The following is a 13,616-nucleotide window of genomic DNA, read 5'->3' on the forward strand; positions in this document are numbered from 1 at the left end:
TTCGCAAACCGGGAGGACATGAGACCAGGCGCTCGTGGGGTCAGCGGGCCTTGGCCTCGTCGACCTCCAGGCCCCGGTCGATGCCGTGGGGGACGACCCGCTGCCCGGGCTCAAGGCGCAGGCTGGGCAAGGTCGGCTGCGCCTTCATCGTCCCGAGAGCCGGCCACTGTCCGACCGAGGACCTGCGCGGATCCCGGCACCTTCCCATCGAGCTGTCGCCGTCGGCGTCGGCGTCGGCGAGATGCATCGACTCGGCGCGGCTGACGAGCGCGGCGTCTCGCTCCCGGCCCGCTCCGCCGTCCATGCCATCGAACGGCAGATGGTCGACGCGATCCCGCAGCGGCGTCTTGCCGCCCTCCTCGCCGACCTCGACCGCATGGCGGCAGCCCTTGGCGGTTGAGCGGCTGCCCCACCACGACCGGCCGCGCCTGCCGACCTTGGGAGGTATTCGACTGGCGAGCCGTCAGTGACTCCGCGATGCACAGCCGGCCGAGGTTCGGATACTTCAGCGGGTGGTGAGCACCATCCGGAAGCGGGCGGCGCCCGTCAGCATCTTCTGGTAGGCCTCGTCGGCCTGGTCGAGCGGCACCACCTCGGTCATGGGGCGGATCCCGTGCAGGGCGCTGAACGCCAGGGTGTCCTGCACGTCCTGTGCGGTGCCGGACGGGTGGCCACGGACGGTCCTGCCGCTCATGATCAGCTGAGCTGGGCTGATTCCCAGCGGGGCGAGGTCCACGCCGACGACCACCAGTTCGCCCCGGTGGGAGAGCCCGTCCACGGTCGCCGTGATGGCGTCGGAGTTGGCGGCGGTGGCCAGGACGACCCTGGCGCCGCCGAGGGCCTGAAGAGCGTCGGCAAGAGGGGTGTCCGCCGTGCTGTCGATGTAGTGGTGCGCGCCGAGTTGCTTGGCAAAGTCGGCCTTGGTGGCACCACGGGCGATGGCCACGGTCTCGAAGCCCATCGCGGCCGCATACTGCACCCCCAGGTGGCCGAGGCCGCCGATGCCGAGTACGGCGACCAGGTCGCCCGACCGTGCGGAGCTGCGCCGAAGCCCGTTGTACGTGGTCACTCCCGCGCATGCCAGGGGCGCCGCATCGGTCGCCGTCAGCCCGTCGGGGATCCGAGCCAGGGCATCCGCCGGCGCGAACACGGACTCGGCGTACCCACCGTCGTAAGCCCATCCGGGGACCTTGAGGTTCTCGCACACCATGAAGTCGCCCTGTCTGCACGGCGTGCAGTGGTGGCAGCTGCCGCCGAACCAGCCCACCGCCACCCGGTCACCCACCTGCCGGCCCTGGTCCTGTACTCCCTCGCCGAGCGCCTCGATGCGGCCGGCGATCTCATGCCCGGGAACCAGAGGAAACCGCACACCGGGGAACACATCGTTCACGAAGTAGACGTCGCTGTGGCAGATCCCACAGGCGTCCACGGCCACCCGTACGTGCCCGGCATCCGGCCGCTCCACCTCACGCTCGACGATCGCGAACGGACTGCCGGCGGCAGGGACCTGCGCGACTCGGTAGGTGCTCATCTCGATCTCTCCGGGATATCGATACGACGGCCCCTCCACCCAGGACACCAGCTCCGGCCCGATCACGCACGCCGAAAGAGATCAGGTGAACACCCAGCGACACCGGGTATCCAAACCCTCCCTCAGCAGTACGTTCTCGAGGATGGAGGTCCCTGTGGCGTGCAGCGAACCTGCACCTGGGAAACGCCCCGTGGGCCTTGTTCATCGTCCAGACCTCTCGGAGCCTGCCGTGCCCTCCGTGCAGAGGAGCATGGGCATCCCACGCAAGGCACCCCAACGCGGATGAGCCTCAAATGGCGAGACGTGATTTCCTCGGACACACGTCACCAGCCGGCCGCCACTGCGTGAATTCGTACCCCTAAGACCGTGCCCTACATGGCTGTTGATCGTTGGCGAGACAGCAGGCCGCCGCGAACGCGTGGGCCGTAAGTATGACGTCCGTTTCCCCTCGTCAGGGACCGATTCGTGTCGGTGTCGTAGGTCTGAGCGCGGGCGGCGGGTGGGCGGCCACCGCCCATGTGCCGGCGCTGGCCGGGCTCGACGGATACGAGTTGCGGGCGCTGAGCGCCAGCAGCGCCGAGTCGGCGCGTGCGGCCGGCGAGAAGTATGCGGTGCCATTGGCCTTCGGCAGCGCAGAGGAGCTGGCTCGCAGTGAGGAAGTCGATCTCGTGGTGGTAACGGTGAAGGTTCCGCATCACCTGGAGCTCATTCGACCCGCGCTGGAAGCCCGAGAGGCGGCACGGACCGGCCGGAAGGTCACACTCGCAGAGCAAGGCTCCGTCGCCGCGCGGCGCCCCCGCGCCCCGGTACGCGGAGTACGGTGAAGTGACGAGGTCACCTCGCCGGGCGGACGCACCGCCCCGGAAGGCGGGCGAACACACATGGCTGACTCCGGCGCTCCCCGCGTCCCGCAGCCGATCAGATCGCTGACGGCGTGCACTCCGCCCTCGTCCGCGCCACCAAGCCCACCCATAACGCCGATTCGGTCCGGACGGAGACCTGCTGCGGTGTCGCCGCCGACCACAACTGAGACCGCGCGACGACGAGGGCCCCGACCGGAATCCGGTCGGGGCCCTCGTCTGCCCTGGCGCGAGCCGGACGCGCGGTCCTCTTTCCAGGTTTCAGATTGCTGTCCCTGGCGGCGTTCACACCACCGTCACTGGTGGGAGCCGGCTGCCTTGGGCTGTGCCGCGCCCCTGCCCGAGGCCGGCCCGGGCGCATCCTCGAGCAGGAGGGCCTCGTCCTCCCCGAAGTCCGGGGCCTGGAAGGGGTTTGTCGTCGGGGATGCCAGGGCTGCGGTGGCACTGCGGGGCGCCACTTCCAGAGCGGAGAACAGCGAGGTCGGATCGATGGGAGTCTCCCTGTCGTTACAGGTCCCTGAACGGGCCTGGCGTGCCGTGACCGGGTACACCGGTCCTACAGCTTGGTCATCTTGGCGTACGGATTCAAGATCCGCTTTTGCTCCGAGCCGAAATCCACGAGTGCCGCGATCCCGTCCTCGATGCCGATCACGCGCCCGAGGCCGTACATGTCGTGTGTGACCTGGTCACCCACGGCGAAGTGCTTGGGAACAGGCGTGACCGGGGCCTTGAAGGGGCTGGTGGGCAACTGACGCTTTGGTGCAGCAGGCTTTGTCATTGCCCCCAGTATGCGCCTGCGGGTATCCCGTTGGCTGCGGCCGTCCACGTCGGTTGCCCGATACAAGCCCCGACGGCGACAACCGCCTCCTCCGGTCGTCAGTCTTCGGCGGGGTCGTCGACGTGCTCCGCGGCAGGAGCGTAGCCGCGCGGGTGTGCGGGCCTTAGAACTCCTAACGAAATGATCTTCAGGATGGTTGGATCGCTCCGGGACTGATGATCCGGGGGGTGCTGGATGGCTCGGCCAAAGCCATGGGAAGTCGACGACGAGCTGTGGGCGGTGGTCGAGCCACTACTGCCCAAGGTCGGGCGTCGAATCCGGCACCCCGGGCGAAAGCGGCATCCGGACCGGCTGGTGTTCCAGGGAGTCCTGTTTGTCCTGCACACCGGGATCGCCTGGGCGCACCTGCCGCAGGACCTCGGCTTCGGTTCGGGTATGACCTGCTGGCGTCGGCTGGCTGAGTGGACCGAGGCCGGTGTGTGGCCTCGGCTCCACGAGGTTCTCCTCGCCGAACTCCGCAGGGCGAATGCCCTGGACTTCTCCCGGGCGGCCGTCGACGGCTCCCATATCCGGGCGCTGAAAGGGGGAACCAAGACCGGACGAAGCCCCGTCGACCGGGGCAGGGCGGGCAGCAAACATCACCTGATCACCGACGCCACCGGCATCCCTTTGGCCGCCACCCTGACCGGCGGCAACCGCAACGACGTCACTCAGCTGTCGCCCACTAGCTTTTCTGCAGAGTGCGGGTGACACCCGCGATGACGGCGGTCGTCAGCACCCAGCCGAAGGCGATCAGCAGGTAGGCGAGCCACTGGAGGCTGCCGTTCGACCAATACCAGGCCGTGCGCTGACCTAGACCGCCGATGGGGATCAAGAGGTCGAGTGTGTAGACGAGGGGCTGAAACGGGGCGCCTTCGCCTCGTTGAACTGGGTTGGGGGCGTGTGTGCCGAAGGACAGTGTGCCCAGCACGGTCAGGAGGAGGAGCCAGACACCGGCCAGCCAGGGGCGGTAGCCATAGCCGACAGTCACGTCGAGGAGGTGCCCCCACACACGTCCCGCCGGGGGCAGAGTTTGACGCCGATGGCGCTGTTTTGCCAGGAGTACGCGGCGGGCGTCGTCGTCGTGGCCGGCCTTTCGGTACCAGCTCGCCAACTGCTCATAGGGCTGGGGGTTGTAGCCCGGGCTGCGTCGAATCCACGCCACACGGTGGGCCACAGAGTCCCGCCGTCCCACTGCCTCCCGCCACTCGGCTGCCTCGTCCACCTTGATGGAGCCGTAGACGAAGCCGTCCAGCTCCACCACCTCCGGCCAGCTGCGCTCGCTGTCGTGGAGGTAGGACACCTGCGCACCTCGCAGGTCCACGCTGCCGGACGGTGGCCGGGCGACGGTGAAGTCGAAGTCGACGGCCTGCATCAGCAGAGCGACCAAGGACGGGCCGCGGCCGTCGAGCGGCCCATTCAGGACGGCTCCTTCAAAGGTCAGGTTGTCCGAGATCCGGGCACCCCGCAGCCGTACGGTCCCGTTCGCGATGAACCCGTGGGAGAAGTCGAGCGTCGAGGCCACAGCGTTGTCCAGGGCGAGCGCCACCCCGCGCTGGCTGGGGCGTTCCAGTTGTGCACCTCGCATGTGCAGTCCGCCTGGCAGCTGTGCCCCCATGAGACGGACTTCACCGTGCGCGACGAATCCGTCCTGGCAGTAGAGGCCGCCTTCCGCGACGAGTCCACCGGCAGACACGGCCCATTCCTCAGGTGCGGTGATCTCGGCGCCGCTGAGGTTCACGGCGCCGCTCACCTGGGCGTTGATGAGCGACAACGCGGTGACCGCGCGGTGGAAGGGCGAGGCAGAGCCGCCTTCCAGACGAGAGCGCCGCAGGTCCAGGCGTCCATCGATACGGATCAAGCCGGCTTCCACGCCCGGCACTCGACTGCCCACGATCGCAATCGACTGCATCGACGCACCGGAGAGGTCCACGCCCTCCTCGAACCAGCAGTCCTCAAGCCAGAGCGCGTGAGCGATCTGCGCGCCAGCCAGGTTGAGGTGCCCGGATATCTGTGCCCCCGCGAGCCTCAGACACGCGACGGCGCTCGGTTGCGCAGTGTTCGCGCCCTGGAGAAGCGCCACGATCACGGCGGCCCGAACCGTCCGCCCAGGGCCCCACTGTCCACCCTCGGCGACACGGTCATCCTCGGGTACAACCGTCCGCAGGTCCACGTGGCGACCCTCGGGGAACGCATCCCACAGCTCACGCTCGGGTGAAGTCAACTCGTCGTATGAGAGCACTCGTGCAGAGTAGTGATCTTCCTTCGCGCCCGCCTCGCCCTACCGCCAGCGGATCGGAGCGCGGTCCATTCTGTTAGGAGTTCTTAGAGCTCGCGCGGATAGGCGTGGCATCACGGGCGTCGCTCCGGGCGGTTGTCCCAGCGGTGGGTGGTCCAGGATCGCCTGATCAGACTGCGGACGATGATGATCGTGTCCGCGAGGTCGAAGAAGGCGTCGATCACGACGGCGCGGCGTTCGTAGCAGCGGGAAAGACGGTGGAAGGCGTTCTGCCAGGCGTGGGTGCGCTCGACGTGCCACCGCCGGCTCGCCTTTTGTCGCCGTAGCGCGACTCAGGCCACAGGTTCTTCGGGTCGCGGAGCGCGCCACCCAGCCCAAGGGGGACCCGGTGGTCCTCTTCGTAGTCAGCGGTGCAGGTGTCAGAGCAGCGTACTCACCGATCTGCTCGACCTTCAGCGCGTTGGTGTACGAGGCTGGTGGATGCACCGTCTTCGTCCAACCCGGCACCACGGGAACCGACGGCGACGACACCATCACCACCGGCGCCAACTTCCCAACGGTCGACGGCGGCGCCAGTTGACGAGCGGCTCCCTGCCGGCCGAGCCTCCTGACCTGCCGTTGCGGCGCCGGTCGATGAGTTCGTCCAGCAGCGCCGCAAGCTCTCCGGTGGAATGGCTGTGGACGGTATCCGGGGTCTATTGGGCGCGGCGCGCATGGATGATGCCCCAGCGCAACTGCTCACGGCCGGCCGCGTCCACCCACAGGGGGAGGTTCTCCAGCAAGTGGTCGAGATAGTCGTGGCTGATGACCTCTCTGAGCTCGGGCTCACGCTTCCCGGTCTCGTCGGTGAGCCGTGTGTAGTGGTTGAACAGTTGGTTGCTGTGGTCATCGAAATCGATGTCTGCCAAAGCGAGCTCTGTGAGCCGTCCCACGTAGAAGGACGGGGTGGCCAGCGCCTCCACGCCGAGGCGGGCCACAGCCCGGTACAGCACCTCTGCGGGAGTGTCCTCGGCGGCCATGAGATCGGTGAAGGCCAGAGCTCCTCCGGGCTTCAGGACCCGTCCCGCTTCGCCGAGCACCTTCGCCCGGTCGGCGCTGTGGCAGAAGGCTTCCAGGGAGCACACCGCGTGGAAGTGGCCGTCAGGGTAGGGGATGTCGTGGAAGGAGCCAGTGACGACCTCGATGGCGCTGTCCAGGCCATGCGCCACATTGGTCTTGCGGTGTCGCTCGTTCTGGGCGGCGCTGAGGTTGAGCGCGACGACCCGGCAGCCGAACCGCCCGGCCAGGTAGCGGGCCGTCCCGCCATAGCCGGCGCCGAGGTCCAGAACCGTGTGCCCAGGGCCGAGGCAGTCGGCGAGGCGGTCCGCCACCCGCTCGACCGTGCGGCGCGAGGCGTCCGCGATCGGCTCGTCCGTATGGGCGTAGATGCCTGTGTGGATGTCCTCACCGCCCCATACCGCGTTGTAGAAGGCGTCGACGTCGCTGGAGTCGTAGTAGCGGCGCGTCGCTTCCTCCCCGGCACCCGGGCCACTGGTGTCCTGACTCATCGATCCCCACCTCACTCATTTTCCGGCGCGGCCCTGCAACAAGGACAAGCTCAGCTTCTCCCCTTGTCTCAGCGGTGACCACAGGGAGAATTCGGCCATCACCGCGAGACGGTGCCCGCGCCTAGCGCCCAGCACCGGTCCAGCGAGTACAGCGACCACCGGATCACGGCCAACGGTCATGCCGACTTCAGCGGTCCACGCCCGTGCCGGCGCTCCTCTGACCGCTTCGGCCTGGAGGCCGGCGTCGACCGCCAGCTCGAAGACGCCGAAGACACCCGAGCGCGCCTGCGCTGGGGCCCGTTCGCCAAGGTCTACCGCGAGAACGACACCTCCGCTTTCAAGAAGCGCAAGGTCATCAAGTCCGACGGCACCATCGACTGGATCGTCCTGCGCCCCGAATTCCGCCAGCTCCTGGCCGACCTCGCCAACGATGTCATCGACGGTGTGATCTTCTACGACCTTGACCGGCTCGTACGCCAGCCCCGGGACCTCGAAGACCTCATCGACATCGTCGAGTACGTCAAGCGCCCGGTCACCGGCGCCACCGGCGGCCGTATGAATCTGATCAACGACAGCGACCGTCATATGGCCCGCATGATGTGCGTGATGGCGCTCAAGTCCTCCGAAGACACCGCCCGCCGCATCGCCCGACAACACCTGTCTGCCGCGCAGAACGGACTCGCTCAAGGGCGCATCGCCTACGGCTGGGTACGCAAAGGCGAGCACAAGGGACAGCTCGTCCCGGATGAAGCCGACATTGTCATCCGCATCTTCCAGGACTTCATGACAGGGGAATCGGCGTACATGTGCCCACCCTCCGATCGTGGGGGATGCGGCGGAACCGCTATCGCGGCTCAGACTGCGGACTCAGCAATCGAGGAAGCAATGACGGCGTTCCTTCGCAATCAGCTTCAGGCTGCCAAATCCGATCATGTGGAATCCTCAGACACCATTACAGCATTGCAGGCTCGACTTGACCAAGACCTATCGCGCAAGAGTGCACTAATTCATCGATGGTCGGAAGGATCCTTGCACGAAGTCGGTCTCACCGAAGAGGACTACTTCACCATGCTCGCGACCCTCAACCGAAAAATTTCCACCCACAGGGAATCGATCGCTACCCTGGAGGGTGCACCGGCGCCGACAGTTGCGCCTGACGAGCTCCTCAAGAACTGAACCGACGGTTCACTGCGCCAAAAGCGCGCGATACTCAAGCGCTACCTGCACTCCATCACAGTGCAACCACCCCTCCCGCCATTGGAGTTCACCCGATCCGAACTCGTGAAGGAACGCCTCATCCCCCACTGGAAGTCGGCCGTAGAACTCGCCGCGTAGACGAGAGGCGTCCCCAGCTATCAGCTGGGGACGCCTCCCACGTCAACGCCCCATGTACTCCAACAGCTTGCGCACACGCACAGCTTCAGCTTCGAGCAACTTGGGGCTGCCTTCAAGAAACCTCTCAACCCATTCACTCGTCTCCGATCGCTCAACACAGCAACTCCACTCAGCACGCGAATCTGCAATCGACCTACCGTGCAGCACATCATCACAAACCATATGACCCTCCGTCCCACGAAAATGAAGGGTGTAGCCGACAACACATCAGCAACTTGCCCAGATACCTTCAGTTGCCCCTCGAGCACTGATACGCAGAAAGGGACGGTACGCAGAATTTCCGGCCAGACCAAACGGAGATCTTTTGCTTACCAAACCCACAGCCGCGAACCTGTAACTTGCGACGCAAGCCAGAGACCTCGCATCGCGAAAGTGCTGTACTCATGCCGGGCTATTTTGCCCGGTAGCGCCACTTCCAGTTCTTCTGATGAGAGCACATGCCGCGATCCCCTGGTCGCCGCCTATCGCATCCCAGCCCAAAACAGGGGTAGGCCGTCCCGAGCTTCCGCGTTGGACAACAACGGCGCTGCCAGATCAGCGAGATAAGACACTGACCGGAAGACAAGTGTCGCGAACGACGGGCTGCATGTATGAGGAGTACAAGGAACCGCTGCCGCTCCCCCGCTGCTCCCGCGGATGGTGGACGCGGGGCGGCTGGGGCGGAAGTCTGGGTCGGGGTTCTACCCGTACTAACGAGTGCGGCGCCGCCGCCAAGTACCGTAACCCTGAGGCGAGTTCACCCGAGGGCAGCGCCGCTGGCGGCGCTGCCCTCAGCGGCTCTCTCCAGCCCCGCACACCTCTCATCCAGGCCGCCCCGGCCGATTGACGTGGCCCGCGGGAGACAGGCTCTGGCGAGCGTCATCGACCGACAGGAAACCACTCCTGACCTGGAACTTTTTGCCTTTCAGAGCTGTCAGGGCCTCCCCCGCTTACTCAGCGAAAAGTCCCTGGAAAGTCCCTGGGACAGAGCTGAAAGTCCCTGAAAAATCCCTGGGGAATCCCAGTAAGCAGCACGTCAGAGGGCAAGTTGCCCGACTGCGTGAAGCCTCCTGAGTCCACGAGAGCCGGCAATGCGCGGCAGCGGGTCCCAGAGATGCACTGCCGTGCGGCTACCGGAGGCGAGATCGACCGCGCCGTCTGGGCGGGCGGCAGCGATAGCCTTGTCGTTCGTTGGCCTTGTGGCCTCGTGTCACCCTCGCACCGGGGCCCCCAAGGGGCGGCCCCCACAACCGACCACTATGTGCGGAGTGATGGGCAACAGCGAGTGCGGCAAACGCCGCAGAGCCCCGAACCGATCGACCCGGGGGCTCGTGCGTATCTGCGGGTGCGTTCATCCATGCCGCTGGCATGTTAGACGCCGCGTTGCTGCAAGGGGCACAGACGGGACAAGTCTCTCGTGTGGGCCTATCTGGCCTGTTGCAGATCTTTCTGGACGCAGACAGGTCTAGGACTAGAAGTCTTGTCCTTCGTGATCGCTGGCCCATGCACCGCAGTAGGCAACGACGGTTCCGGCAACAGCCGGGCTTGCGGCCGCAGCCAGAACGCAGCCGAGGCCGTCTGATGCGGCACAGGCGAGGCCGACTGCGGCTTCGATCCCGACGACGACCCAGGCAGGAACTCCCTGCGCTGACAGGCACGAGTTGAACGAGTACCACCAGTCTGGACTGAGGATTCCCTCGGCGGAGACGTCCCCGGCGGCCTGGGAAGTCCCGTCATTTTGGGTCACATCCCTGGTGAGGTCCGACTTCCCGTTCAGCCACGTCTGGACCGTTCCGACTCCAGAGCTCTTTTCTGTGAGGTGCACCTCTCGATATCCGGAGATCTTGCCGTCCTGTATTGCTACGGTGATCGCACCGTAGCTGGCCGGGGGCCCTCCGGTCAGTGGAGCGGTGAAGATGTCCATTCCGCTACCCGTATGCACCGCTGCTGCATCATAGTTCACCGTCCGCCCATGACCGAGGTGGGTGACTATCGATCCGGACTCCATGGCCCCGACGACCAATTCCGTGACGGGTTGGATTTTTCCCGGTGCTGCCGGGTGGTTTTTATGAAGTCATCGATCCGGCTGGTCAATTCGGGTAGGGCCCTTTGAGTCTCTGATTCCATGACTGAACCTCCTTCTTACGGGTGCTAGCCCGAAGATCATCATGAGGACGAATGCCGCGATCCAGCAAAGCGCTGGATGGAATCGGGCGATTGTCGCCAGCAAAACGAGTCCAGATGACAGCACGGGAAGAATTGCCCAGGCGAGTCGCCAAGAATACCTTGCCATGCATCGCCCTTCATTGTTCACCACTGATCGTTTCCATTTGAGCCTTCCATGTCGCGCCATCGGCAGTACACCGGGAACGAGCCAAAAACAAGCCAGCCTTGAGGTCGGCCGCTAATTCCGTATGCGGTGGAACCTCGACCAGGATCTGGAGAAAGCGTGAATATGCCGTCCGTTCTGACCGCCGGGCGAGTCCACCCGACGGGCCGCTGACCACCGCCTCGACGACTGGAACACCTGGCTCGGCCCCGCCCACGTGCTGGCAGCCCCCACGGCCGGCCAACTGGACACCGCCAGGCTGTGCCGCCGTGCGCTCCTCGTGTACACGCAAGGGAGCTCCTCCGCCTACGCGAACCAGCAAGATGTACGACAGCCATGCCCCGAACGACGAAGGACTTCACGACCACATGACCAAGGACGTCATCGCCCTCACTCAGCGCATGCCCGACCCGTGGACCATGCTCGCGGGCCTGCTCTCCGGAGGCCCCGACAAGCTGGTGGACACGGTCGGCGAGGGAGCCGTCGTGCGGCTGTGCGACGGTGAGGGCCGGCCGCTCGTCTCCGTCGAGGCACCGCTGCTCGTGCAGGTCGCCGGGGAGGCCGAGCGGTTGCTCGGTGCCACCCCGCCGCCGGTTCCCTACTGGTGGACGGAGACCCGCGCCACCACCGGCGTCAAGGACGCCGAGCACCTCGCTGGCACCTTCGCGGCCCGGCTGGCCGCTCTGGCCGATGGCTCGACCTGGCCGCCAGAGACCGCGCAGTCCCTGGCCGTGGTGAAAACCGACGGCGTGAGCGTTGCCCCGGCACCCGCCGCGGCGCAGCCCGCCGTCGACGTTCTGACTGACAAGGTCGCCGTCGTAATCCAGGACCGCCCGGTGGTGGCGATGACGGCCTGGCTCCAGGGCGCATTGCGCACCGCGGCCAACGCCGAGCTGGGCCTCCAGGTCGTCCCCCGGCAGGTACCACGCTCTCCCCGGCCGTACGCGACAGCCTGAGCAACTGGCCGTCGCGCTGGGTTGTGCGGGACGAGCGGGACGGCTACTACGACGGCCTGTCCGGAGCCGTACTGCGCTGGCAGGACGGCATGCCTGTGGACGCTCGGGCTCGAAGCCCGCGCCGCGGCGATGCTCGGCGACGAAGACGCGGTGCGTACGGCCAACCGCACCGCCATGGACCGGCGCGAGCATGTGGTCCCCGATGACCTTGACGCCCTCGGCGGCCTGCTCACCTACCCGGTGAACAAGCAGCAGTACTACGCGGTCGAGTCCGAGGTCCTGCTCGGGCACGGAAACTCACAACTAGCCGCTCAAGCTCAGGAGGCCGTCGGGGGCTTCAGCAACCCGGACGACCCCACCTGGGCCTTCGGGGACCTTGCCGGCTCTCAGTGCAACCTCGCCCTGGTACGCCTGCATGCCGGAGACTTGGACGGCGCCGCGGATGCCATCCGCCCGGTGTTCGACCTTTCCGCTTCACTACGGAACAACGGCATCGTGGTCTCCGCCGCCCGCGTCCGGCACGCGCTCACGGGCGGCCCCGTGCGGGACGCCATCCTCGCTCGCGACCTCCGTGAAGAGATCGCCCTCTTCGAGCCGGCGCGACGTCCGGCCCTGCCACGCTAGAGATCGCGCCGGTAGAGTCCGCAGACATGTACCCGGTCAGTCGTCGCAGCCCACGCCTCGAACTCCGCGAACTCACCATCGACGACGTGGAGGCGGTCCTTGCGATCTACGGCAGTCCGGAGGCGACGGAGCACCTGTCATTCGACCCATGCAGCCGGTTTGTCGTCGCCGGTCAGCAAGGCCGGGGCGGCACCGACGAGTTCGCCGAGCGTGGCGACCTCTTCCGTGGCACCGCCGCGGAATCGGGCGGAGACGGCGGGTACGGCGACCGGCGAGCCACCGATCCGCACCGCCACCGGCGTGCGGCCGACCCACTCGATGTCCAGGACAGCGATACGCGCGCCCTCAGTGCCGCCGTCGGGCAGCGAGACCGAGATGCCGACCCGGCCGTACGGCCCGCGAGTTGCGCCCGTACTCCGCGGCCGGGAACGGCGGAGAACACTCGCGCCGCCGCCGACCGCGGACTCCGCTCCTGCGCCGCGCTGACAACGGCTTCTGCGAGTGGGGGCGCGCTTGGATGCTCGTCCGCTGCGACCGGCGAAGGACCGCGTTACGGTGAATGCTGCTGCCGGGCAGCACACGTACGTCAGCCCGGACGTGAGTTCACCCTGAAAACCGCCGTGCCACCCGGGGATGCCCGAACGGCACGGCGGCCTGCGTCCGGCGCCCGGATCCCGCTCCCGTGAAAGCCAGTCCCCGACCGCGCGTCAGACTGGCACGAGGGACTTCACCAACTGCTCTTGCTCACGCCGGGGAGTTCGCCCGCGTGAGCCATTTCCCGTACCCGGATGCGGGACAGCCCGAAGGCGCGCAGATGGCCGCGGGGGCGTCCGTCGACGGCGTCGCGGTTGCGGACCCGGGTGGCGCTGGCGTCGCGCGGCTGGCTGCGCAGTTCCTTCTGGGCGGCGGCGCGCTCGTCGCGGGACGTATGCGGGTTGGCGATGACGGCCTTCAGCTCGGCGCGGCGCTCGGCGTAGCGGGCGACAATCACGCGCCGCTTCTCGTTCTTCGCGATCTTGCTCTTCTTCGCCATCAGACCTTCCTTCCCCGGGCGCGGATACGGGCCACGGCGGCCTCGATGCCGATCGTGTCGACCGTCTTGATGCCCTTGGCACTGAGGGTGAGCCGGACGTGGCGGCCCTCGCTGGGCAGCCAGTAGCGCTTGTGCTGAATGTTGGGGTCGAAGCGGCGCTTGGTGCGGCGATGTGAATGGGAGATGGTGTGGCCGAAGCCGGGTTGCCGGCCGGTGAGTTGGCAGTGAGCTGACATGGCTCCTCTTGATGTTTGTGGTCGTTATCGCAGCACCGTAGCAGCTTGATGAAAATGAAAACCAATTCTG

Annotated in this window: 13 protein-coding genes and 4 pseudogenes; 7 read left to right on the plus strand and 10 right to left on the minus strand. The window is 66.7% G+C overall.

Annotation, left to right across the window (positions count from 1 at the left end):
* Nucleotides 1-40: 40 nt before the first annotated feature.
* Together B1H19_RS02380 and B1H19_RS02390 are read right to left on the minus strand one after the other, a co-directional pair.
* Nucleotides 41-304: a hypothetical protein gene (locus B1H19_RS02380; RefSeq protein ID WP_159027944.1), complete on the minus strand. Its 264-nt coding sequence runs from the start codon at nucleotides 302-304 to the stop codon at nucleotides 41-43.
* Nucleotides 305-505: 201 nt separating this feature from the next.
* A complete protein-coding gene (locus B1H19_RS02390) occupies nucleotides 506-1,531 on the minus strand; it encodes an alcohol dehydrogenase (RefSeq protein WP_083109384.1) in 1,026 nt (341 codons plus the stop codon).
* Nucleotides 1,532-1,962: 431 nt separating this feature from the next.
* Between B1H19_RS02390 and B1H19_RS02395 the strand changes: the two genes are divergently transcribed.
* Nucleotides 1,963-2,355 carry a Gfo/Idh/MocA family oxidoreductase gene (locus tag B1H19_RS02395; protein ID WP_083102606.1) on the plus strand — a complete coding sequence of 131 codons (393 nt, stop codon included), beginning with the start codon at nucleotides 1,963-1,965 and terminating at the stop codon, nucleotides 2,353-2,355.
* A 592-nt stretch (nucleotides 2,356-2,947) separates the two neighbouring features.
* Here B1H19_RS02395 and B1H19_RS02405 read toward each other — a convergent pair.
* Nucleotides 2,948-3,169 (minus strand): hypothetical protein, encoded by a 222-nt coding sequence (locus B1H19_RS02405; protein WP_083102607.1) that lies wholly within the window; start codon nucleotides 3,167-3,169, stop codon nucleotides 2,948-2,950.
* A 234-nt stretch (nucleotides 3,170-3,403) separates the two neighbouring features.
* On the opposite strand from B1H19_RS02405, the pseudogene B1H19_RS02410 reads away from it, so the two are divergent.
* Nucleotides 3,404-3,892 (plus strand): annotated as a pseudogene (locus B1H19_RS02410) (IS5 family transposase); the annotation flags it as partial.
* A gap of 1 nt (nucleotide 3,893) precedes the next feature.
* On the opposite strand, the gene B1H19_RS02415 reads toward B1H19_RS02410, so the two are convergent.
* Both B1H19_RS02415 and B1H19_RS37740 read right to left on the minus strand, forming a co-directional pair.
* Nucleotides 3,894-5,450: an oxidoreductase gene (locus B1H19_RS02415; RefSeq protein WP_083102608.1), complete on the minus strand. Its 1,557-nt coding sequence runs from the start codon at nucleotides 5,448-5,450 to the stop codon at nucleotides 3,894-3,896.
* Between the two features lie 110 nt (nucleotides 5,451-5,560).
* Nucleotides 5,561-5,761 (minus strand): annotated as a pseudogene (locus B1H19_RS37740) (IS5/IS1182 family transposase); the annotation flags it as partial.
* A 74-nt stretch (nucleotides 5,762-5,835) separates the two neighbouring features.
* Between B1H19_RS37740 and B1H19_RS38500 the strand changes: the two are divergent.
* Nucleotides 5,836-6,027, plus strand: coding sequence for a hypothetical protein (locus tag B1H19_RS38500; protein ID WP_159027945.1), 192 nt, complete (start codon nucleotides 5,836-5,838; stop codon nucleotides 6,025-6,027).
* Between the two features lie 115 nt (nucleotides 6,028-6,142).
* Here B1H19_RS38500 and B1H19_RS02425 read toward each other — a convergent pair whose 3' ends face one another.
* On the minus strand, nucleotides 6,143-6,994 hold the full coding sequence (locus B1H19_RS02425; RefSeq protein WP_083102609.1) for an SAM-dependent methyltransferase: 852 nt from the start codon (nucleotides 6,992-6,994) through the stop codon (nucleotides 6,143-6,145).
* Between the two features lie 111 nt (nucleotides 6,995-7,105).
* Between B1H19_RS02425 and B1H19_RS02430 the strand changes: the two genes are divergently transcribed.
* Together B1H19_RS02430 and B1H19_RS02435 are read left to right on the plus strand one after the other, a co-directional pair.
* Nucleotides 7,106-8,170, plus strand: a complete 1,065-nt coding sequence (locus B1H19_RS02430) for a recombinase family protein (RefSeq protein ID WP_083102610.1) — start codon at nucleotides 7,106-7,108, stop codon at nucleotides 8,168-8,170.
* A gap of 805 nt (nucleotides 8,171-8,975) precedes the next feature.
* Nucleotides 8,976-9,082: pseudogene (locus tag B1H19_RS02435) on the plus strand (3-hydroxyacyl-CoA dehydrogenase family protein); the annotation flags it as partial.
* Nucleotides 9,083-9,839: 757 nt separating this feature from the next.
* Here the strand turns inward: B1H19_RS02435 and B1H19_RS38505 are convergent.
* Nucleotides 9,840-10,292, minus strand: a complete 453-nt coding sequence (locus B1H19_RS38505; protein WP_159027946.1) for a hypothetical protein — start codon at nucleotides 10,290-10,292, stop codon at nucleotides 9,840-9,842.
* 773 nt (nucleotides 10,293-11,065) lie between these two features.
* Here B1H19_RS38505 and B1H19_RS02440 point away from each other — a divergent pair.
* Both B1H19_RS02440 and B1H19_RS02445 read left to right on the plus strand, forming a co-directional pair.
* Nucleotides 11,066-11,746: pseudogene (locus B1H19_RS02440) on the plus strand (DUF6177 family protein); the annotation flags it as partial.
* Nucleotides 11,747-11,782: 36 nt separating this feature from the next.
* Nucleotides 11,783-12,277 (plus strand): hypothetical protein, encoded by a 495-nt coding sequence (locus tag B1H19_RS02445; RefSeq protein ID WP_162500685.1) that lies wholly within the window; start codon nucleotides 11,783-11,785, stop codon nucleotides 12,275-12,277.
* Between the two features lie 137 nt (nucleotides 12,278-12,414).
* Here B1H19_RS02445 and B1H19_RS38510 read toward each other — a convergent pair whose 3' ends face one another.
* From B1H19_RS38510 to rpmB, 3 genes are all read right to left on the minus strand, one after another.
* A complete protein-coding gene (locus tag B1H19_RS38510) occupies nucleotides 12,415-12,567 on the minus strand; it encodes a hypothetical protein (RefSeq protein ID WP_159027947.1) in 153 nt (50 codons plus the stop codon).
* A 437-nt stretch (nucleotides 12,568-13,004) separates the two neighbouring features.
* The gene (gene rpsN, locus B1H19_RS02455) at nucleotides 13,005-13,310 is read right to left on the minus strand and encodes a 30S ribosomal protein S14 (protein WP_083102613.1); all 306 of its coding nucleotides are present in this window, start codon (nucleotides 13,308-13,310) and stop codon (nucleotides 13,005-13,007) included.
* Nucleotides 13,310-13,546 (minus strand): 50S ribosomal protein L28, encoded by a 237-nt coding sequence (rpmB, locus tag B1H19_RS02460; RefSeq protein WP_083102614.1) that lies wholly within the window; start codon nucleotides 13,544-13,546, stop codon nucleotides 13,310-13,312. Before rpmB ends, rpsN begins: the two co-directional genes overlap by 1 nt.
* Nucleotides 13,547-13,616 lie beyond the last annotated feature (70 nt).

The organism is Streptomyces gilvosporeus (genome assembly GCF_002082195.1).
In the GTDB taxonomy this organism is placed as follows: Bacteria; Actinomycetota; Actinomycetes; order Streptomycetales; family Streptomycetaceae; genus Streptomyces; species Streptomyces gilvosporeus.